This window comes from Pseudonocardia yuanmonensis, assembly GCF_039542425.1.
GTDB lineage: Bacteria > Actinomycetota > Actinomycetes > Mycobacteriales > Pseudonocardiaceae > Pseudonocardia > Pseudonocardia yuanmonensis.
The window spans coordinates 57556-77067 of the sequence record NZ_BAABIC010000019.1; the positions used below are offsets into that span (position 1 = coordinate 57556).

Below are 19512 nucleotides of genomic sequence, written 5' to 3' on the forward strand. Positions count from 1 at the left end.
GGCCGAGGTCCCTCCCCGCCGCACCGACCGGGGACCGGGCCCAGCCGCCCTCCCCGTAGCTCACCCGCCCGACGACGGGCGTCCCCGCGAGGACGTCCGTCCCCGCTCCCTACGGTGGTGTCGATGACGACAATGCTCACCTGGCAGGCCGACGGCCGCCCGGGCCTCGAGGGCACCCGCGTGCACTTCGGACCCGAGCCCGCCGGGTTCCGCGCGCACGGCCGGATCGTCCGGCCGGACCCGGAGGGCGACTTCACGGCGTCGTACAGCCTGGTCGTCCGCGAGGACGGCACGCTCGGCCGGCTCTCGGTCAGCTCGGCCACGACCGGGTCGGAGAAGCACCTGACGATCAGCCGGACCGAGGGCTTCTGGCTCTTCGACGACGGGTCGGGCAGCGCACGCCGCGACTACGACGGCGCCGACGTGGGCCTGGCCTTCAGCCCGCTGTTCAACGCCCTGCCGATCCGCCGCCTGAACGCGCACCGCGAGCGCATCGACGCCGAGCTCCCGTTGGTCTTCGTCTCGCTGCCGCACCTGGAAGTGACCACCACGAGGCAGCGCTACCGGACGGTCCGGGTCGCCGAGGGGAACTCGCCGGCGGTGGTCGAGTTCTCCTGGGCCGAGACCCGGGTCGAGCTCGAGGTCGACGCGGACGGGTTCGTGCTGTCGTACCCGGGGCTCGCCGCACTGGTGTCGAACGAGCGGGCGGAGCCGGCCACGCAGGGCTGACCGTTTCCGTCGGTGGTCGGCGCTACCCTGCGCCCATGTTGGACCATCTGGGGCTGCAGTGCGCCGACGTCGAGGCCGCGGCCGCCTACTACCTGCGCGTCTTCGGTCCGGTTGGGCTGCGCGAGGCCATGCGCTTCCCGCAGGACGAGGGACCGGTCGTCGGGCTGGCGGGGCCGGAGGGCGCGCCGGATCTCTGGCTGGGCCCGCTCGTCGAGGGCGGGGAGAACCGGCCGGTGCACCTCGCGCTCGCCGCGCCGTCCCGCGAGTGCGTCGACGCGGTGCACGAGGCCGCGCAGGAGGCGGGCGCCGAGGTGCTGCACGCACCACGGGTCTGGCCGGAGTACCACCCGGGGTACTACGCGGTGTTCCTGCGCGACCCGGACGGCAACAACGTCGAGGCCGTGCACCACACCTGGGAGGGCTGAGGCGGGGGCGTCCGGTTACTTCCAGCCGCCGACCACGTCTCCCCGGCGGCCGAGCTCGCGCAGCTCGGCGAGGGCGTCGGGCCCGTCGAGCGAGACGTCCAGGGCCAGCGGCTCGCGCGTCGAGGCCCACCGCTGCCGCGCGAGGTACCCGGACTCGACGGTGGCCTTGAGCCCGCCGGTCGAGGCCAGTGCCCCGCGCATCACGCCGAGCCGGCCGAGGGCCTCGTCGACCGCGGCGAGCAGCGCCGACCGGTTGCCCTCGCACATGGCCAGGGTCAGTTCGGGACGGGTGCCGGCGACCCGGGTGCCGTCGGCGAAGGAGCCCGCGGAGAGGGCGAGGGCCAGGTCGTCGTCCGGCTCGCCGGCGCCGACCGTCGCCAGCACGGCGGCGAACAGGTGCGGGAGGTGGGAGATCCGGGCGACGGCGAGGTCGTGCTCGTCCGACGCCGCCGGCACGACCCGCGAGCCGCAGGCCCACGCCAGCTCGGCGACGTCCCGCCACACGTCGAGGTCCGCGCCGTCGTCGGCGCTCACCACCCATGCGGCCCCGCGGAACAGCTCCCCGCCCCCCGCGGCCCAGCCGGACTCGGCCGTGCCGGCCATCGGGTGCCCGCCGACGTACCGGGCCCGCGGGGCGAAGGTGGCGACGGCGTCGGCCACGGCGACCTTGACGCTCACGGCGTCGGTCAGCCGGACCGTCGGCGCCACCGCGTCGACCCGCCTCAGCACGCCCTCGACCGCGGGCAGCGGCACCGCGACCACCACCAGCGCGTCGGCCTCGCCGGCCCGGCGGAGGGCGGCGTCGAGATCGGTGGTCACGTCGAAGCCGTCGGCGCGGGCGGCCTGCGCGGTGCCGTCGGAGGCGGCGACGCCCCAGCACTCCCGGCCCGCGTCCGTCACCGCGCGCAGCAGCGACCCGCCGATCAGCCCGGTCCCCACCACGCACACCGCTCGCATGGGCGAGCAGGCTAGCCGACCCCCGGGCCGCCGGGCCCCGCAGTCCCCGCGGGCTCTCAGTCCCGCTCCAGCGCCCGCGCCACCCGCAGGATGCCCCGCTCCTCGAGCCGGACCCCGGTGATCTGCACACCCCCGGGCAGCTCACCCGGCGGGACCGGCGCGGGCACCGACACCGACGGCCACTTCGTGAGGTTGAACGGGCTGGTCAGCGCGAGCATCGCCGAGCGCACGGACACGCCGTCGACCGTCCGCTCGCCGATCGGGGTGGCGCGGAGCCGGGTCGTGGCGCTGACCAGCACGTCCATGTCCGCGACCGCGGCCCGGAACTCGGTGGTGAGCCGCCTGCGGGTCCGCTGCGCCGCCACGTACGCGTGCGCGGGCCGGTCCGCGACCATCTCCAGCCGCTCGACGGTCTCGGGCTGGTAGTCCGACCGCCGGGTCGCGAGCCAGTCCCGGTGCGTCGCGTAGGCCTCGGCGCCGACGATCTCGGCGTACGACGCGGCCAGCTCGCCGATGAACGGCGTCCGGATCTCGACGATCTCGGCGCCCGCCTTCTCCAGCAGCCGCACGGACTCGCGCACGGCCTCGGCCAGCACAGGGTCGGCGGCCTGCCAGTAGTCGTCGACCAGCACCCCGACGTGCGCGCCGCGGATCCCGGGCGGCTGGATGCCGCCGCCCGTGCCGCCCGGCCGCGAGAGGACGTCCCACGCGACGGAGGCCGAGTGTGTGTCCGCGGCCAGGATCCCGACCGTGTCCAGGGTCTCGGCCAGCGGGAACACGCCGTCGATCGAGAGTGTGCCGTACACGGGCTTGAGCCCGACCACCCCGCACAGCGCGGCGGGCGTCCGCACACTCGCCCCGGTGTCCGTGCCGAGCGCGACCGGCAGGTGTCCGGCGGCGACCACCGCCGCCGAGCCGGACGACGACCCGCCGGTGATCCGGGTCGGGTCGTGCGGGTTGCGGACGGGGCCGGTGGCCGAGACGTCGCCGGTCGGGCCGTAGGCGAACTCGTGCGTGGCCAGCTTCCCGACGATCACCGCGCCCGCCTCGCGCAGCCGCGCCACGACCGGGCCCTCGGTGGTCGCGGCGGGGGCGTCGGCGAGCACCGCCGAGCCCGCCCGCGTGGGCAGCCCGACGACGTCGAACAGGTCCTTGACGCCGACCGCGACCCCGTGCAGCGGGCCGCGCCACTCGTGCCGGGCCAGCTCCGCGCCGCGCTCCTCGGCGGTGGCCAGCGCGCGCTCGGCGTCGAGGGTGACGACGGCCGCGTGCTCGTCGGCGGCGAGCCGGTCCAGGACGTCCCGGACGTGCTCCACGGGCGAGAGCTCGCCGGAGCGCAGGGCCAGGGAGAGATCGCGCAGGCTGGTCACCGACCCAGCCTGCCATCCCGTCAGGGCCGGTCCGTCAGAGCAGGGCCAGCGCCGCGTAGAGGGCGGCGCCCGCGGGCAGCACGGACTCGTCGAACCGGACCCGGTTGGAGTGGTTGGGCGGGGTCTCGTGCGGCGGGACGCCGGGCGGGCAGGCCCCCAGGAACGCCAGCGCGCCGGGCACCCGGCCCAGCACGTAGGCGAAGTCCTCGGCGCCCATGATCGGCGTGGGCAGGGTGCCGACGCGGGCGTCGCCGAGCAGCCGGCGTGCGACGTCGGACAACCGGGCGGTGGCGGCCGGGTCGTTGACGGTCACCGGGTAGCCCGGCTCGATCTCGACCCGTGCGGTGCAGTCGTGCGCGAGGGCGGTGTGCGTGCAGACGCGCTCGATCTCGGCCCGCACCGCCCGCCGCACGCTCTCGGACATCGTCCGGAGCGTGCCCTCGAGCTCCGCGGTCTCCGGGATGACGTTGTCGGTGGTTCCGGCGCTGATCCGGCTCACGGTCAGCACCGCGGGGTCGTGGGTGTCCACCTTTCGGGTGATCATGGTCTGCAGGGCGCCGACCATCGCCGCCGCGGCCGGCACGGGATCCACGGCGTGGTGCGGGGCCGACGCGTGCCCGCCGCGGCCGGTCACCGTGACCCGCACGACGTCCGCCGCCGCCATGATCGGTCCCGGTCGGGTGTGCACCTCGCCGCTCGGCATCGTGGCGCTGACGTGCAAGGCGTAGGCGGCGTCCGGCCGGCCGCCTGGTCCGCGGCGCTCCAGCAGCCCCTCGTCGATCATCTGACGGGCACCGTGGAAGCCCTCCTCGCCCGGCTGGAACATCAGCACCACCCGCCCGGCGAGCTGGTCGCGCCGCTCGCACAGCAGCCGCGCGGCCGCGGCCAGCATCGCGACGTGCAGGTCGTGGCCGCAGGCGTGCATCACGCCCTCGACCTCGGAGCGAAAGGGGACCGGGACGTCCTCCCGCAGCGGCAGGGCGTCCATGTCCGCGCGGAGCAGCACGGTGCGGCCGGGCCGGGCCCCCTCCAGCACCCCGACGACCGAGCTCAGCTCCCGGCCGAGGTGCAGGCGCAGCGGGAGGTCGGCCAGGTCGGCGAGCAGGGCGTCCCGGGTGTGCGGCAGGTCCAGGCCCACCTCGGGTCGGCGGTGCAGGGCCCGGCGCAGCGCGACGGCACGCGGCTGCAGCGACCGGGCGGCGCCCAGGAGGGTGGCGGGGGCGGTCGCGAGGTCGGGCACTCCCCGATCCTGGCACCGCGGCGACGTCCACCCGAATTGTGGTTTGTGACACAGCCGGATCGCGCCTACCGTGGTCCGCATGCCGGTGCAGACGGTGGAGGCGCCCACGGAGGCACGTGGTTCCTCGCTGCCCGGGTTCGCGGTCGCCGCGATCCGGGAGGAGGGACGGTGGCGGTGCGTGCGCCTGGATCCCGACGCCCTGGTCGATCTCGACGCCGCGATCACCGAGCTGCGCGGGCTGCGGTCCACCGGCGCGGTCGTCGGGCTGCTCGACGTCGACGACGAGTTCTTCGTCCTCCTCCGGCCCGTCCCGGGCGGGGTGTCCCTGATGGTGTCCGACGCCGCGGCGGCGCTGGACTACGACGTCGCGGCGGACGTGCTGGACCTGCTGCGGGTGGAGCTCCCCCCGGACGAGGACGCGCTCGACGACGACCCGTGGCCCGAGGGCGACCTCGCCATCCTCGCCGATCTCGGGCTGCCGGCCGAGGAGCTGAACGTGCTCGCCGGCGACTTCGAGCTGTACCCGGACGAGCAGCTGGCCGTGATCGGCCGTCGTTGCGGCTTCGGCGAGGAGCTGGCGAAGCTCGTCGGCAGCTGAGCGGAGCTTGCGGAGCGAACATCGGCGCCGAGCGGAGCTTGCGGAGCGAACATCGGCGCCGACCGGGCACGATGGCCGGGTGCTGCCCACCCCGGCCGACGACGTGCTGCTCGGCCGCGCCCTCGAGGTCGCGGCCGGTGCCCTGCGGACCGGGGACGTGCCGATCGGCGCCGTGGTCGTCGACCCGGCGGGTCGTGAGCTGGCGGCCGCCGCGAACGCCCGGGAGGCCCTGGGTGACCCGACCGCGCACGCCGAGATCCTCGCGCTGCGCGAGGCCGCCCGGGTCCGCGGCGAGTGGCGCCTCGAGGGATGCACGCTGGCCGTGACCGTCGAGCCCTGCACGATGTGCGCGGGAGCCCTCGGGCTCGCTCGCGTGGAGCGGGTGGTGTTCGGGGCGTGGGAGCCCAAGACCGGCGCGGCCGGGTCGTTGTGGGATGTCCTGCGCGACCGCCGGCTCAGCCACCGTCCCGAGGTGGTGGGCGGGGTCCGGGCCGCCGAGGCCGCGGCCCTCCTGGAGGCGTTCTTCGCGGGGCACCGGGGGGCCTGACGGGACGCGGAAGCAGGGCTTGTAACCTTGTCGGCGGTAGCGTGTCCGAGCGGCCGAAGGAGCGCGCCTCGAAAGCGCGTGAGGTTCACGCCTCCGTGGGTTCAAATCCCACCGCTACCGCCAGACCCGCCGGGCGGGCCCGCGAGGGCCCCCCGGCGTTCGTCGTTCCCGGGCGTTGACGCCGTGGCGGCCCCTCAGGATCATCGTGCGATGCGCCTGCTCGACCGAGCCGCCGTCCGGGCCCTGCTCGACCCGGACGCGTTGGTCGAGGCGGTCGCGACCGCGATGATCGACCTCAGCACGGGCCGCGCGTCCGTCCCGCCGCGGGTCGCCGCGCGGGTCGGCGAGATCGGGCTGCTCGCCGCCATGCCCGCCTACAGCGGGACGCTCGGCGTGGTCGCCGCCAAGTTGCTGACCGTCTACCCGGGCAACGGGGCGGTGGACCGGCCCTCGCACCAGGCCGTCATCGCCGTGTTCGCGCCCGAGGACGGCAGCCTGCGCGCCCTCATGGACGGCGACGTCGTCACCGCGGACCGCACCGCCGCGGCGTCGGCCCTCTCCGTGCGGGCCCTCGCCCGGTCGGACGCTCGCGTCCTGGCCGTCCTCGGGACGGGCCCACAGGCCCGGTCGCACGCCCTGTTCGTGGCGCCGACGCGCCCGTTCGAGGAGATCCGCGTCGGCGGCCGCGACCCCCACAAGGTCGCCGACCTGGTCGAGGACCTCGCGCGGCAGGGCGTCGTGGCCCGGGGCTGCACGATCGACGGCGCGCTGCGGGACGCCGACGTGGTCTGCGCCGCGACGAGCACGCTCCGGCCGCTGGTGGACCTGGAGTCGGTGGCGCCCGGGGCGCACGTCGTCTCCGTCGGCTACGTCCCGGAGGGGCGCGAGGTGGACCCGGCCCTGCTCACCCGGTCGCAGCTCGTGGTCGAGCACCGGGAGACGGCCCTCGCGCCGTTTCCCGTCGGCTCGAACGACCTCGCCGAGCTCGTCGCGCGGGGGAAGATCCACCCGGACGCCGTCGACGAGCTGGGGGAGATCCTCTGCGGCCTGCGGCCGGGCCGGACCGCGGACGACCAGCCGACGGTCTACAAGTCGGTGGGGGTGGCGGTGCAGGACGCGGCGGCCGCGGCCGTCGTCCTGGCCGCGGCGGAGCGGACCGGGGCCGGCGTCGAGCTGGCGCTGTGACGGCCCCCGGGACGACCTGACCGGGCCGAGAACGACGAACGCCGGGCCTGGGCCCGGCGCTCGTACCGTCGTGGCGGAGGATAGGGGATTCGAACCCCTGAGGGATTGCTCCCAACACGCTTTCCAAGCGTGCGCCCTAGGCCACTAGGCGAATCCTCCGGCGGGAACGATACGCGACGCGATTTCCGACCCCCGCCCCGGGACCCTCCCCGCGGCATGCGGCTACACTCGGCACCGGACCCCGCGCGGCGTCCATCCTGTGAACTCCCCCAGGGCCGGAAGGCAGCAAGGGTCAGCGGGCTCTGGCGGGTGCGCGGGGTCCCCTTTCGTTCTCCCCCTCCGCTCCGCCCCTCACGAAACCTGTCGGGGGTGGTGGGTAGCCTCGCTCGCGTGGCGCTGGCTCTCTACCGGAAGTACCGCCCGGCGAAGTTCGCCGAGGTGGTGGGGCAGGAGCACGTCACCGAGCCGCTGGGCACGGCGCTCGCCGCCGGCCGGATCAACCACGCCTACCTGTTCTCCGGTCCGCGGGGCTGCGGGAAGACGTCGTCGGCGCGGATCCTGGCCCGCTCGCTCAACTGCGTGGAGGGGCCCACCCCGGATCCGTGCGGCCGCTGCGCCTCGTGCATCGCGCTCGCGCCCGAGGGGCCGGGGAACATCGACGTCGTCGAGCTCGACGCCGCATCCCACGGCGGTGTGGACGACGCGCGCGAGCTCCGCGACCGCGCCTTCTACGCGCCGGCCGAGTCGCGCTACCGCGTCTTCATCGTCGACGAGGCGCACATGGTCACCACGCAGGGCTTCAACGCCCTGCTGAAGATCGTCGAGGAGCCGCCGGAGCACCTGGTCTTCGTCTTCGCGACCACCGAGCCGGACAAGGTGCTGCCCACCATCCGGTCGCGCACGCACCACTACCCGTTCCGGCTGATCCCGCCCGGCACGCTCCGCGCCCTCCTGGAACGGATCTGTGCGGACGAGGGGGTGCGCGTCGAACCGGCGGTGTACCCGCTGGTCATCCGCGCGGGCGGCGGCTCGGCGCGGGACACGCTCTCGGTGCTCGACCAGCTGCTCGCCGGTGCCGGGTCCGAGGGCGTCACGTACGAGCGCGCGGTGGCGCTGCTCGGCGTCACGGACGTAGCCCTGATCGACGACGTGGTCGACGCCCTCGGCGCGCACGACGGCGCCGCCGTCTACCAGGCCGTGGACCGGCTCGTCGAGGCCGGCCACGATCCCCGCCGCTTCGCCTCGGACCTGCTCCAGCGGCTCCGGGACCTGATGCTGCTGCAGGCCGTGCCGGAGGCCGCCGAGCAGGGCCTGGTCGAGGCGGCCGACGACGAGTTGTCCCGCATGATCGAGCAGGCCGCGCGGCTGGGCCCGGCCACGCTGACCCGCTACGGCGAGATCGTGCACGCGGGGCTCACCGAGATGCGCGGCGCCACCGCGCCGCGCCTGCTGCTCGAACTGCTGTGTGCGCGGATGCTGCTGCCCGCGGCCACCACGTCGGACGCCGGGCTGCTCGAGCGGTTGGAGCGGGTGGAGCGTCGGCAGGCGATTGCGCCCGAGCCGGGTGGCGGGGTGTCCGGCGGCGTGGGCTCCGGCGGTGTGGCGTCGAGTGGCGGAGTGTCCGGGGGCGGGGGCCCCGGTGGTGCGGTGGCACCGGACGGGGCCGAGGCGGTCGCCGGCGGGGCGCCGCGGTTCGTCCGGCGCTCGCAGCGAACGATGGACGGCGCTGCACCGGCGGGTGCGACGGCGCGGGCCGAGCGGGGGAGTGGTGCACGGCAGGGTGCCGCCTCGCAGAGCGCTGCGTCGCAGAATTCTGCGCCCCAGGGCTCTGCGCCGGAGAGCGCCGAGTCGCAGGGGGCCGCGCCGCAGGGCGCTGCATTGCAGGGTGCCGCGCCGCAGGGTGGTGCCGCAGCGCAGGGGGCTGCACCGCAGACCGCTGCGCCGCAGCCCGTCGCGCCGCAGGGCGCTGCACCGCAGGGGGCTGCATCGCAGGGTGCCGCGCCGCAGAGTGCTGCGCCGCAGGGTGCCGCGCCGCAGAGTGCTGCGCCGCAGGGTGCCGCGCCGCAGACCGCCGCGTCGCAGGGTGCCGCGCCGCAGACCGCCGCGTCGCAGGGTGCCGCGCCGCAGACTGCCGCCCAGGAAAGCGCTGCGCGCCCGGGTTCTGCGCCGCAGAGCGCCGCGCAGGAGAGCGCTCCGTCGGAGGTGGACGAGGGCCGTCGTCAACCGGAAGGCGCGGCGGGCTCCGATGCCCCCGCTCCGGCCGAGGTCGACGATCGCGCGCCGTCGACCGGAGTCCCGGCTGCTCCGGGCGACAGCACCCCACCCGTAAAGGCGAGTAGTGCAGCGGGCACCGCTGCCCGCGACGCCGCTCTCCTGGCTGAGGCACCCGGGCGTGGCGAGGCTCCTGCCCGCGGCGATGCACCTGGTCGGGGGGACGCCGGTGCTCCTGTCGAGGCTCCTGCCGGCGGCGGCTCCGACGATGCGGCGTCCGGGCCTGTTCGGGTTCCGGGCCGTGAGCAGCGGCCCGATCGCGAGAGTGCTGGTTCCGCTGCTCCTGCCGGCGTGGCTCCTGGGGATGTGACTCCCGGTCGTGCGGGTGCCGGCGGCGATGCACCGGCAGGTGGACGTCGTGACGACCGACAGCGCCGCGAGGCGCCCGCCCGGGCCGATGCGCCTTCACAGCCGCCGGCCACGAGCCGTCCGGCGGCCGCGGCGGAGCCCGTCGCTCCGCCTGCCGCGACCGCGGGCCACGGCCTGGACGCGAGTGCGGTCCGACGCGTGTGGTCGGAGATCCTGGCCGCCGCCCGCCAGCGCAGCCGCAGCACGGAGGCGCTGCTGGTCAACGCGACCGTCCGCGCCGTGCAGGAGGACACGCTGGTCCTCAATATCGCCTCGCCACCCCTGGCCCGCCGGCTGTCGGACCAGCGCAACACGGACGTGATCGTCGCCGCCCTGCATGCCGTGCTCGGTGTGCAGTGGCGGGTGCGCTGTGAGACGGGCGACGGTGGCGGTCCCGCCCAGCCGCCGCCCCGGCAGGCGTCGCAACGGTCCGCTCCCCAGCGCCCGTCGCGGCGGGAGGCACCGGAGCCGGCGGAGGACCGCCCGAGCCGCCCGGAACCGGCGCGGCAGGAACGCCCCGAGCCGCGCCGCCCGGCACCCTCACGGTCCGAGCGTCCCCGCGGCGGCACCGAGGACGGCATCCCGCTGCCACCCGAGCCGCCCGCCGACGAGCCCCCGCCGGACGACGAGGAGGCGATGTTCGCCGAGGCCGACGCCTCCCGTGCGGAGCGAAGCGTGCGCCGCGACCCGGAAGAGGTTGCCATCGAACTGCTCTCCTCGGAGCTCGGCGCCCGCGCCTTCGACCAGCGCTGACCCGCCGGTACCCGCACGAGCTCGCGGCCCCCGAGCCCGACAGGACCAGGCGTTCACGACTCGGCACTCGACACGGACAGGCGACGAGCACCCGGTGCACGATGATCATTCCGAGCGTCACGATGATGCGGCGCGCCGAGCAGCAGCGTGTCGCTCGGATCGATCACCGGCCGGAGAATCAGTGCGAGCGGAACAGGGCTGCTGTACGAGCAGCTGCAGCGTCACGCTCGGATCGATCACCGGACCGGCACGCGGATCCGCGCGCATTGCGAGGCCCGAGTGCACCGACGATCGTCATGATCACTGTGGGCGTTACCCGAACGCTGGTGTCAAAGCAGCAGCGTGTCGCTCGGATCGATCACCCGCCGGAGGACCAGCGCGAGTGGCACAGGGCTGCTGTACGAGCAGCTGCAGCGTCACGCTCGGATCGATCACAGGACCGGCACGCGGATCCGCGCGCATTGCGAGGGCCGAGGACGCCGGACGATCACCATGATCACTGTGGGCGTCACGCGAGCGCTGGTGTGAAAGCGGCAGCGTGTCGCTCGGATCGATCACCCGCCGGAGGACCAGCGCGAGTGGCACAAGGCTGCTGTACGTGCAGCTGCAGCGTCACGCTCGGACCGATCACACCAGGACCGGCACGCGGATCCGCGCGCATTGCGAGGGCCGAGTACACCGGACGGACATCGACATCGCGCCCGGAGGACCCGTCTGCCGCGTCGTCCCCCTCGAGCCCCCGTCTGCCGTGTTGTTCCCCGCGACCCCGTCTGCCGCGCTGCCCCCGCGAGCCCCCGTCAGCCGCGCTGCCCCCCGCGAGCCCGTCGATCACATCGCGTCCCACGACCCGCGCCCCACCTCCACCGCCCCTCACAACCTCGAGAGCAGCTCCATCCCCCGCGAGTAGGCGATGATCTTGTTCGCCCGCTTCTCGGGGCCGTGGCCCTCGTCCGGGAAGACCAGCAGTTCGGCGCCCGTGGCGTCGGCGACCTGTCGCGCCTCGGAGACCGGGACCCGCGGGTCGTTCTGCCCGTGCACCACGAGCAGCGGCGCCCGGATCTCGCCGACCCGGGTCAGCGGGGACGCGGCGGCGAGGAGGGCCGGGTCGTCGCCGTACTCGCGTGCCCGGTAGGCCCGCCGGTGCGGCGCGGTGTGCTCCAGGAACGTGACCAGGCTGGACATGCCGGCGATGTCCACCCCCGCCGCCCACCGCTTCGGCTGGAACGCCAGCCCCAGCAGCACGAGGTACCCGCCGTACGAGCGCCCCCACAGCGCGGCGCGGGCGGGGTCGCAGCCGAGTCCGGGCAGGGCGTCGTGCAGGGCGGCGAGGTCGAGCAGGACGTCGAGCCGCCGCTCCCGGTCGTCGGCGGCGTACCAGCGCTTGCCGAACCCGGTGGACCCGCGGACGTTCGGCACCAGCACGGTGTGCCCGGCGGCGACGAGCAGCTGCACCGCCGGGTCGAAGCTGCGCACCGCCTGGCTCTCCGGCCCGCCGTGCAGCACGATCACCGCCGAGCCGTCCGGTGTCGCGGGCCGGTACACCGCGCACGGCACCTGCTCACCGTCCGAGGTCGGCACCCGCACGTCGACGGGGTGCACGAACGGCGGTCCGTCCCAGGCGGCCACCGTGCGGGTCAGGGGCGACGCCCGCCCGGAGGCGAGGTCGAGCAGGACGACGTCGCCCGGTGTGTCCGGCGCGGTGAAGGACAGCGCCGCGTACCGCCCGGACGGCGAGAAGACCGGCGGCGTCCGCGTGACGACCCCGTCGACCGGCAGCGCGACGGTCGCCCACGGCTCTCCGGTCGCGGCGTCGTGCAGCCGGATGGTGTCGACGCCCTCGGCCGACCGCACCACCAGCAGCGTGCCGCCGTCCGGGGTGAGTAGACCGAGGAGGTCGGCGTCGTCCTCGGCGGCGAGCCAGGACTCCCCGAGCAGCGCGACGCCGATCCGGTCCCGGCCCGAGTCCGTGCTCACGACCACCCGGTCGCCGACGAACTGCGGCCGCAGGAACCGCGCGCCCTCGGCGAGCACGTGCACGCGCTCGCCCTCGGTCTCCGGCATCGTGTCGACGGCGAGCAGGCGGTCGGTCGACGCCGCCTCGCCGGGCACGGTCACCAGGAGCCGGCGCCCCTCGGCGTCGGCCGCCACCTCGCCGATCGGCCCGCAGCCGGTGAGCACGGCCTCCTCGGCCCCGGCCTCGACACCGTGGATCACGAGGTCGAACCCGACGCCGTCGGCCCGGTTCGTCATGTAGACCACCCGCCCGGGCAGGACCGTGAGCAGCAGGTTCACGTGCTCCGGGTCGTCGACCAGCGGTGTGAGCTCGCCCGAGCCGAGGTCGAGCAGGCTGAGCTGGAGCCGCTCGTCGCCGTCCCGGTCGTGCTCGACGACGACCCGGCGCTCGCCGGGCAGGTACCGCCCGCGGCACGGGCCGTCGAACGCGGTGAGCGGGGTCGCGGTGCCGTCCGGGGCGAGCTCGACGAGTTGCACGGAGCCCGAGGCGTCGCCGCCGGCCAGGACGCGGCCGCTGTCGTCGACGTCGAAGGCCCGCCAGGTGGGGAGCGCGAGGAGCTGTTCGGCGTGCACCGCGGCGACCTTACGAAAGGATCAGCCGGGCAGCCCGGCGAGGAACCGCCGGATCCCGGTGGCGATCGCGGTCGCGTAACGCTCCCGGCCGTCGGCCGACGAGACCACGGCCGCCTCCCCGGGGTTGCGCATGTTCGCGCACTCCACCAGCGCGGCGGGCACCGTGGCGAAGTTCAGCCCGCCGAGGTCGGAGCGCGGCGACAGGCCGTCGCGGCCGATGTAGTCGCTGGTCGGGAAGCCGCCGGCGCGCAGCGCGTCGCGCAGGTCGCGGGCGAGGTCGAGGGCGGGGCCGGACTGTGCCTCGTTGAGCGGCGGTGAGGAGTAGGCGACGTGGAAGCCGCGCCCGGTGGCCGCGGCTCCGTCGGCGTGCAGCGAGACCAGCAGGTCCGCGCCGGCCTCCTGGCCCGCCTTCCCGCGTTCGTCGACGCAGGGCCCCACGCCGTCGTCGGAGGTCCGGGTGAGCACGACGGCCACGCCGTCCGCCTCGAGGTGCGCGCGGACCCGCGCGGCCAGGTCCCAGGTGAAGGCATGCTCGGGGTAGCCGGCGTCCGTGGAGGTGCCGGTGGTGTTGCAGGCCTTGGTGCCGCCGCGGCCGTCCGGGACCTGGCGGGTGACCGCGGCGCGGGCGGAGGCGTTGCCGCCGTTGTGCCCCGGGTCGAGGACGACGGTCCGCTGCGGCGAGGGGGCGGGCGAGCCGGTCACACTGCTGGTCGGGACGGCGACGGAGGGGGTGGGCGCCGCGGGTCCGGCGGCCGTGCAGGCGACGAGCAGGAGCAGGGCCGGCGTCAGGACGAGGGCGCGACGCGGGGCGGACACGGCCGACAGCGTGTCACGGCTACCCTGGGTCGCGACCCCGCACACGCGGGCGAGACCTCGAGGAGTGTTCTGGTGCAACCGGGTGGTCAGCCGGACATGTCGATGATCCTGCAGCAGGCGCAGAAGATGCAGGAACAGCTCATGACGGCGCAGCAGGAGCTCGCGGAGACCGAGGTGACCGGTCAGGCGGGCAACGGGCTCGTGCGCGTCACCCAGACGGCGGCGGGCGAGGTCCGCAGCGTCGAGATCGACCCGAAGATCGTGGACCCCGAGGACGTCGAGACCCTGCAGGACCTGCTGGTCGGCGCCATCCAGGACGCGGCGCGCGCCGCGCAGGAGCTGCAGGCCGAGAAGATGGGCCCGCTGACCGGCGGCCTCGGCGACCTCGGCGGATTCGGCCTCCCCGGCGTCTGACGTGTTCGAGGGACCTGTCCAGGACCTGATCGACGAGCTGGGCCGGCTGCCCGGCGTCGGTCCGAAGAGCGCGCAGCGGATCGCGTTCCACCTGCTCGCCGCCGACGCCGCGGACGTCACCCGGCTGCAGGAGGTCCTGCAGAAGGTCAAGCAGGGCGTGCAGTTCTGCGAGGTGTGCGGCAACGTCTCCGAGAAGGAGCGCTGCCGCTTCTGCTCCGACGCCCGCCGCGACCCCACGGTCGTGTGCGTGGTCGAGGAGCCGAAGGACGTCCTCGCCGTCGAGCGCACCCGCGAGTTCAAGGGCCGCTACCACGTGCTCGGCGGCGCGCTGGACCCGCTCGGCGGCATCGGGCCGGAGTCCCTGCGCATCCGCGAGCTGCTCGCGCGGCTGGGCGGGACCGGTCCGGCGACGGACGAGGGCGAGATCGGCGAGGTCATCATCGCCACGGACCCGAACACCGAGGGCGAGGCGACCGCGACCTACCTGGTCCGGCTGCTCAAGGACTTCCCGGGGCTGAGCGTCACGCGGCTGGCCTCGGGCCTGCCGATGGGCGGCGACCTGGAGTTCGCGGACGAGATGACCCTCGGCCGCGCCCTCGCGGGCCGCCGCGCCCTCAGCTGATCAGCCGGCCAGCACCTTCGTCAGCACCTCGGCGAACCCGGCCGGGTCGTCGAGGAAGCCGCCGTGGTCGCCCGGGAAGAAGGTCGGCGCCACCCCGAGCTCCTCGGCCAGGGCGGTCGACGTCCGGTGCGTCAGCAGGTGTCCGGAGGCCTCACCGACCCCGATCACGATCCGGGTCGGCGCCGCGCGCAGTGCCTCGACGTCCGGCACGTACCGGGTCGTGACCAGCAGGTCGTGCGCCAGAAACCGGGCCGCGTCGCGCATGTCCTGCTCCGACGGCGGCGGGCCGGGCGGCGGCCCGGCCGGGGCACCCTCGTCACCGCCGACGAACCCCGCGTGCGCCATGAACTTCCCGAAGGCGGGGCCGGGGCCCTCGGCGTGGAAGGTCGCCACGATGTCGTCCGTCGCGGCCCGCTGCGCCTCCCGGTCCGGGAGGAGCTCCAGCAGCGGCGGCTCGTGGGCGACGAGCGTGCGTAGCCGGTCCGGGTGCCGGGTGACCAGCGAGAGCCCGGTGACCGCGCCGCCGCTGGAGCCGAACAGGTCCGCGGTGCCCGCGCCCAGGTCGTCGAGGATCGCGACGACGTCGTCCGCCCGCTGGTCCACCGGGACGTCGAGCTCGGGGTCCTCGAGCGGGCTGTTCGCGATCCCGCGCGGATCGGTGGTGACGACGGTGTGGTGGGCGGCGAGGGCCTCGGCCAACGACGCCAGGTGCGCCGCGGACATCGGCTGCCCCACCACGACCAGCACCGGACCGGATCCGCGTACCTCGTAGTGCAGGCGTGCGCCGGGGACGTCGAGCGTGTGGACTTCGGTCATGATTGCCTCCTGGTCGTTCGGGCCGGCACGGAGGTGACCGCGCGCGGCGCGAGAACTCATCGCCGCGTGCACGAGAAAGGCCCGGTGCCGCGGATCGCGACGCCGGGCCGAGGTCCCGACCGGTCCGTCCGGACGGACCGTCCTCCTGGTGGGCCGACGGGGGTGCCGGTCCCGCCGCCGCGGGACCACCGTGCGCAGGAACCCCCCGGCACTGCGCAGACGTGAACCGGATCGGCGGAACTCCCCCTCGTCCGGGGGCCCGGATCGGGGACCGCCGGGTTCTCAGTCGCCGTCGTCGTCACCCCAGGAGTCGTAGGGCCGGCCGCCCGTGGCGGCCTGGCGCATCTCCCAGTTGCGACGGCGTTCGGCGGCGACCCGCCGCCAGGCGCGGGCCTGTGCGGCATCGAGGATGCCGACGACCACGCCGATGACGGCCAGGGCACCCAGCCCGACCAGGACGATGGCGATCGGGACGGTCACGGTGACCACCTCCCCGAACGACGGCGGGCGACCTTGCTGGACGGCGATCCGGCACGCGTGCGAACGGCTCGGACGTGGATCATCGGTGTCACACCTTCCCTTCGGATTCCTGCCCGGCGGGCGCCGGGTGTCGTGGGGTCCCCGACGAGGGGGACGGGCGCGGGAGCGCGGCGGGTGCGAGGGGCGGGGCGCGAGCCGGTCGTGGGGAGCACGGGCGTCCTCCTTCCCTCGGGGACCCCGGGTGGAGGTGACGCGAACCACTCGGGGTCCAGCTGTGCTTAGATTGCCGGAGGACAGCCCACTGTGCAATTGCATGGGGGGCGTCACCTGCGAATCACCTGCTCGGAGCATCCGGTCGGCTCCGGACGGTGACCCGGGACGGTGAGGGAGATGGCGCCACAACAGGGACCGGCGGGACCGCGGCGGCGGCTGGGCGCGGAGCTGCGCCGGCTGCGGCTCAACGCGGACATGACCCTCGAGGAGGTCGCCGAGCGGCTGACCTGCTCCACCTCGAAGATCAGCAGGTTGGAGACGGGCAAGGGCATCCCCAAGCTGCCGGACGTCAACGAGCTCATCCGGATCTACGGCGTGACCTCGGACGCCGAGCAGGACATGCTGCGCCGGCTGGTCCGCGAGGGCCGGACGCAGGGGTGGTGGGAGCCGTACGTCGAGGGCGTGCACCCGGAGCGGTTCGTGCTCGACTCGCCCGGGCGCTACCCGGCGCTGGAGACCGAGGCGGTCGTGGTGCGGCCGTTCACCACGACCTTCCTGCACGGCCTGCTGCAGACCCGCGAGTACGCCACGCTGCTGATGGCGGAGATGCTGCCGCACCACAGCGCGGCGGAGATCGAGCGGCTCGTGGAGATCAGGATGCAGCGGCAGCGCGCCCTGCTGCGCGAGGAGGAGCCGCTGCGGCTCGCCGCGGTCCTGGACGAGGCCCTGCTGAACCGGCAGGTCGGGGACCGCGAGGTCATGGGGCGCCAGCTCCGGATCCTCCTCGAGCTGGGCGAGCGGGCCAACGTCGACGTCCGCGTCCTCCCGTTCGACGCCGGCCTGCACCGGGCCCTCGCCGGGCCCTTCACGGTGCTGGAGCTGCGGGACCGGCTGGCGGACGTCGTCTACATCGAGGGCGCGGCCGGGGACTCCTATCTGGACTCGCCGGCGGACGTGAAGCTCTACAAGGAGATTCACGCCGACGTGTCCGCGCGTGCCCTCGACCCCATCGCCTCCAGGGAGTTGCTGGTCCGCTATCTTCGCCGCCACACGGCATGAAGGGACGGGCGTTGACCGAGTTCAGGACCAGCAGTTTCTGCAGTCTCGGCGACTGTGTCGAGATCGGACGGTCGGCGTCGGGCGAGTTCCTGGTGCGGGACAGCAAGAACCGCGAGCAGTCGCCGCTCGCCTTCACCCGCGAGGAGTGGGCGGCGTTCGTGGCGGGCGTCAAGGCGGGCGAGTTCGACCCGTCCTGATCGGACCCTCCACTGCGGACCGCTTCACCCGCTCGGGCGGTCTCGCGCCACGGAGCGTGAGAGTGTTACGCCCACCTCACGCATTTGAGGTTCGTTTGAGGTAGCTGTGCCCCAACTGTGACGTTGCGGGCTACCGACGGGTAAACCTCTTGACTAGCGTCTCCGGGCATCGCTCGAACCCCGACGACCTCGAGGTGCCCTGAGAATGCCCACCACACGACGTCTGCTCGCCACCGTTGCCGCTGGCGTGCTCACCGTCTCGCTCGCCGCGTGCGCGACCTCCGAACGAGGTGGTGGCACGCAGGCCGGTGCGACCGGCGGGACGATGGTCTTCGGTGCCGCCGGCGCGCCGAAGAACTTCGACCCGATCTTCAACGACGACGGCGAGAGCTTCCGCCCGATCCGTCAGATGTACGACACGCTGGTCACGTACAAGCCGGGCACCACGGACCTCGCGCCGGGCCTGGCGACCGAGTGGTCGTCCAGCCCCGACGGCAAGCAGTGGACCTTCACGATCCGCCAGGGAGTGAAGTTCCACGACGGGACCCCGCTCGACGCCGCCGCCGTGTGCACCAACTTCGACCGCTGGGCCAACACGACCAGCGAGGCCGCGCAGAGCAACATGATCTACTACGCGGACGTCTTCGAGGGCTTCCGGAACTCCGGCGGGATCTACCAGTCCTGCCAGGCGAACGGCGACAAGGCGACCGTCTCCCTGAGCAAGTACAAGGGCGCCTTCCCCGCGGCCTTCGGCCTGACCTCGCTGTCGATCTCCAGCCCGGCCGCGCTGCAGCAGTACGACGCGGACAACGTCACCCAGAGCGGCGACTCGTTCTCCTACCCCGCCTACGCCACGGACCACCCGACCGGCACCGGCGCGTTCAGGTTCGAGAGCTACGACCGCACCGCGAACACGATCACCCTGGTCCGCAACGACGAGTACTGGGGTGAGAAGGCCAAGCTGGACAAGCTCGTCTTCAAGATCATCCCGGACGAGAACGCCCGCAAGCAGGAGCTCACCGCCGGCACGATCGACGGCTACGACTACCCGTCGCCCGCGGACTACAACGCGCTCAAGCAGGCAGGCCAGCAGGTGCTGATCCGCCAGCCGTTCAACGTGCTGTACATGGGCATCAACACCAAGAACAACCCGGCGCTCAAGGACATTCGGGTGCGCCAGGCGCTGGCCTACGCGATCGACCGGCAGGCGCTGGTGCAGACCAAGCTCCCCGAGGGCGCCGAGGTCGCGACGCAGTTCATGCCCAAGACGGTCGCCGGGTACGCCGACGACGTCCAGCAGTACCCGTACGACCCGCAGAAGGCGAAGGACCTGCTGGCCCAGGCCGGGGCGTCGAACCTGACGCTGAACTTCTACTACCCGACCGAGGTCACCCGGCCCTACATGCCGAACCCGACCGACCTCTTCCAGCTGATCTCGGAGAACCTCAAGCAGGTCGGGATCACGGTCAACGCGGTGCCGCGCCCCTGGAACGGCGGCTTCAAGGACGACGTCCAGACCGCGGGCAAGCAGGACCTCCACCTGCTCGGCTGGACCGGCGACTACAACGACGCCGGCAACTTCATCGGCACGTTCTTCGGCCGCGAGAAGCCGGAGTTCGGGCCGGAGGACCCGGCCATGTACGCGCAGATCAACGCGGCCGACGCCGAGCCGGACCCCGCCAAGCACGCCGCGGCGTACGAGCAGGCCAACCGCGACCTGATGGCGAAGTACCTGCCGGCCGTGCCGATCAGCAGCAGCCCGCCCGCGATCGTCGTCTCCGGCGCGATCCAGGGCCTGGTGCCCAGCCCGCTGACCGACGAGCGCTTCAACACCGTCAGCAAGACCCAGAGCTGACGCCCGTCACCGTGCGGCCGGCGGCGCCCAC

General features: G+C 74.3%; 17 protein-coding genes, 2 tRNA genes, 1 other RNA gene and 1 pseudogene. 13 read left to right on the forward strand and 8 right to left on the reverse strand.

Going from position 1 to position 19512, the window contains the following annotated elements:
• The first annotated feature begins 123 nt into the window (after positions 1 to 123).
• Entirely contained in the window at positions 124 to 729 is a 606-nt protein-coding gene (locus ABD990_RS24720) for a putative glycolipid-binding domain-containing protein (RefSeq protein WP_345383131.1), read from the forward strand.
• A gap of 35 nt (positions 730 to 764) precedes the next feature.
• Positions 765 to 1154, forward strand: coding sequence for a VOC family protein (locus ABD990_RS24725; protein ID WP_345383132.1), 390 nt, complete (start codon positions 765 to 767; stop codon positions 1152 to 1154).
• A gap of 15 nt (positions 1155 to 1169) precedes the next feature.
• Here the strand turns inward: ABD990_RS24725 and ABD990_RS24730 are convergent, their stop codons facing one another.
• The 3 genes from ABD990_RS24730 to ABD990_RS24740 are packed head-to-tail and all read right to left on the reverse strand — an operon-like array spanning position 1170 to position 4721.
• On the reverse strand, positions 1170 to 2111 hold the full coding sequence (locus ABD990_RS24730) for a prephenate dehydrogenase (RefSeq protein WP_345383133.1): 942 nt from the start codon (positions 2109 to 2111) through the stop codon (positions 1170 to 1172).
• Between the two features lie 56 nt (positions 2112 to 2167).
• A complete protein-coding gene (locus ABD990_RS24735) occupies positions 2168 to 3481 on the reverse strand; it encodes an amidase (RefSeq protein ID WP_345383134.1) in 1314 nt (437 codons plus the stop codon).
• Positions 3482 to 3515: 34 nt separating this feature from the next.
• The gene (locus tag ABD990_RS24740) at positions 3516 to 4721 is read right to left on the reverse strand and encodes a M20 metallopeptidase family protein (protein WP_345383135.1); all 1206 of its coding nucleotides are present in this window, start codon (positions 4719 to 4721) and stop codon (positions 3516 to 3518) included.
• Positions 4722 to 4800: 79 nt separating this feature from the next.
• Here ABD990_RS24740 and ABD990_RS24745 point away from each other — a divergent pair, with 79 nt between their 5' ends.
• From ABD990_RS24745 to ABD990_RS24760, 4 genes are all read left to right on the forward strand, one after another.
• Positions 4801 to 5319: a tRNA adenosine deaminase-associated protein gene (locus ABD990_RS24745; RefSeq protein WP_345383136.1), complete on the forward strand. Its 519-nt coding sequence runs from the start codon at positions 4801 to 4803 to the stop codon at positions 5317 to 5319.
• A 79-nt stretch (positions 5320 to 5398) separates the two neighbouring features.
• On the forward strand, positions 5399 to 5866 hold the full coding sequence (locus ABD990_RS24750; RefSeq protein WP_345383137.1) for a nucleoside deaminase: 468 nt from the start codon (positions 5399 to 5401) through the stop codon (positions 5864 to 5866).
• Between the two features lie 35 nt (positions 5867 to 5901).
• Positions 5902 to 5989: transfer RNA gene (locus ABD990_RS24755), tRNA-Ser, on the forward strand.
• 87 nt (positions 5990 to 6076) lie between these two features.
• The gene (locus ABD990_RS24760) at positions 6077 to 7051 is read left to right on the forward strand and encodes an ornithine cyclodeaminase family protein (protein ID WP_345383138.1); all 975 of its coding nucleotides are present in this window, start codon (positions 6077 to 6079) and stop codon (positions 7049 to 7051) included.
• 71 nt (positions 7052 to 7122) lie between these two features.
• On the opposite strand, the gene ABD990_RS24765 is transcribed toward ABD990_RS24760, so the two are convergent.
• Positions 7123 to 7210 (reverse strand) — tRNA-Ser (locus tag ABD990_RS24765).
• 74 nt (positions 7211 to 7284) lie between these two features.
• Between ABD990_RS24765 and ffs the strand changes: the two genes are divergently transcribed.
• Both ffs and ABD990_RS34555 read left to right on the forward strand, forming a co-directional pair.
• Positions 7285 to 7379: signal recognition particle sRNA small type (gene ffs / locus ABD990_RS24770), an RNA gene on the forward strand.
• Positions 7380 to 7441: 62 nt separating this feature from the next.
• Positions 7442 to 9139 (forward strand): annotated as a pseudogene (locus ABD990_RS34555) (DNA polymerase III subunit gamma and tau); the annotation flags it as partial.
• 2154 nt (positions 9140 to 11293) lie between these two features.
• Here the strand turns inward: ABD990_RS34555 and ABD990_RS24780 are convergent.
• Both ABD990_RS24780 and ABD990_RS24785 read right to left on the reverse strand, forming a co-directional pair.
• Positions 11294 to 13009, reverse strand: coding sequence for a S9 family peptidase (locus tag ABD990_RS24780; protein ID WP_345383140.1), 1716 nt, complete (start codon positions 13007 to 13009; stop codon positions 11294 to 11296).
• Between the two features lie 21 nt (positions 13010 to 13030).
• Positions 13031 to 13825 carry an N-acetylmuramoyl-L-alanine amidase gene (locus ABD990_RS24785; protein WP_345383141.1) on the reverse strand — a complete coding sequence of 265 codons (795 nt, stop codon included), beginning with the start codon at positions 13823 to 13825 and terminating at the stop codon, positions 13031 to 13033.
• A 69-nt stretch (positions 13826 to 13894) separates the two neighbouring features.
• On the opposite strand from ABD990_RS24785, the gene ABD990_RS24790 reads away from it, so the two are divergent.
• Positions 13895 to 14239, forward strand: a complete 345-nt coding sequence (locus tag ABD990_RS24790) for a YbaB/EbfC family nucleoid-associated protein (RefSeq protein ID WP_345383196.1) — start codon at positions 13895 to 13897, stop codon at positions 14237 to 14239.
• 1 nt (position 14240) lies between these two features.
• On the forward strand, positions 14241 to 14861 hold the full coding sequence (recR, locus tag ABD990_RS24795; RefSeq protein WP_345383142.1) for a recombination mediator RecR: 621 nt from the start codon (positions 14241 to 14243) through the stop codon (positions 14859 to 14861).
• Here the strand turns inward: recR and ABD990_RS24800 are convergent, their stop codons facing one another.
• Positions 14862 to 15677 (reverse strand): alpha/beta fold hydrolase, encoded by an 816-nt coding sequence (locus ABD990_RS24800; protein ID WP_345383143.1) that lies wholly within the window; start codon positions 15675 to 15677, stop codon positions 14862 to 14864.
• A gap of 282 nt (positions 15678 to 15959) precedes the next feature.
• The gene (locus ABD990_RS24805; RefSeq protein ID WP_345383144.1) at positions 15960 to 16157 is read right to left on the reverse strand and encodes a hypothetical protein; all 198 of its coding nucleotides are present in this window, start codon (positions 16155 to 16157) and stop codon (positions 15960 to 15962) included.
• 390 nt (positions 16158 to 16547) lie between these two features.
• Here ABD990_RS24805 and ABD990_RS24810 point away from each other — a divergent pair, with 390 nt between their 5' ends.
• From ABD990_RS24810 to ABD990_RS24820, 3 genes are all read left to right on the forward strand, one after another.
• Positions 16548 to 17429: a helix-turn-helix domain-containing protein gene (locus ABD990_RS24810; protein WP_345383145.1), complete on the forward strand. Its 882-nt coding sequence runs from the start codon at positions 16548 to 16550 to the stop codon at positions 17427 to 17429.
• An 11-nt stretch (positions 17430 to 17440) separates the two neighbouring features.
• Positions 17441 to 17626: a DUF397 domain-containing protein gene (locus ABD990_RS24815; RefSeq protein ID WP_345383146.1), complete on the forward strand. Its 186-nt coding sequence runs from the start codon at positions 17441 to 17443 to the stop codon at positions 17624 to 17626.
• A 205-nt stretch (positions 17627 to 17831) separates the two neighbouring features.
• Complete coding sequence (locus ABD990_RS24820; RefSeq protein ID WP_345383147.1) at positions 17832 to 19481, forward strand: ABC transporter substrate-binding protein; 1650 nt, start codon at positions 17832 to 17834, stop codon at positions 19479 to 19481.
• Positions 19482 to 19512: the final 31 nt, after the last annotated feature.

Bases quoted from the DNA above. Each gene is read 5' to 3' on its own strand.
- ABD990_RS24720 (WP_345383131.1), top strand. From the start codon at position 124: ATGACGACAATGCTCACCTGGCAGGCCGACGGCCGCCCGGGCCTCGAG.
- ABD990_RS24725 (WP_345383132.1), top strand. From the start codon at position 765: ATGTTGGACCATCTGGGGCTGCAGTGCGCCGACGTCGAGGCCGCGGCC.
- ABD990_RS24730 (WP_345383133.1), bottom strand. From the start codon at position 2,111: ATGCGAGCGGTGTGCGTGGTGGGGACCGGGCTGATCGGCGGGTCGCTG.
- ABD990_RS24745 (WP_345383136.1), top strand. From the start codon at position 4,801: ATGCCGGTGCAGACGGTGGAGGCGCCCACGGAGGCACGTGGTTCCTCG.
- ABD990_RS24760 (WP_345383138.1), top strand. From the start codon at position 6,077: ATGCGCCTGCTCGACCGAGCCGCCGTCCGGGCCCTGCTCGACCCGGAC.
- ABD990_RS24800 (WP_345383143.1), bottom strand. From the start codon at position 15,677: ATGACCGAAGTCCACACGCTCGACGTCCCCGGCGCACGCCTGCACTAC.
- ABD990_RS24810 (WP_345383145.1), top strand. From the start codon at position 16,548: ATGGCGCCACAACAGGGACCGGCGGGACCGCGGCGGCGGCTGGGCGCG.
- ABD990_RS24820 (WP_345383147.1), top strand. From the start codon at position 17,832: ATGCCCACCACACGACGTCTGCTCGCCACCGTTGCCGCTGGCGTGCTC.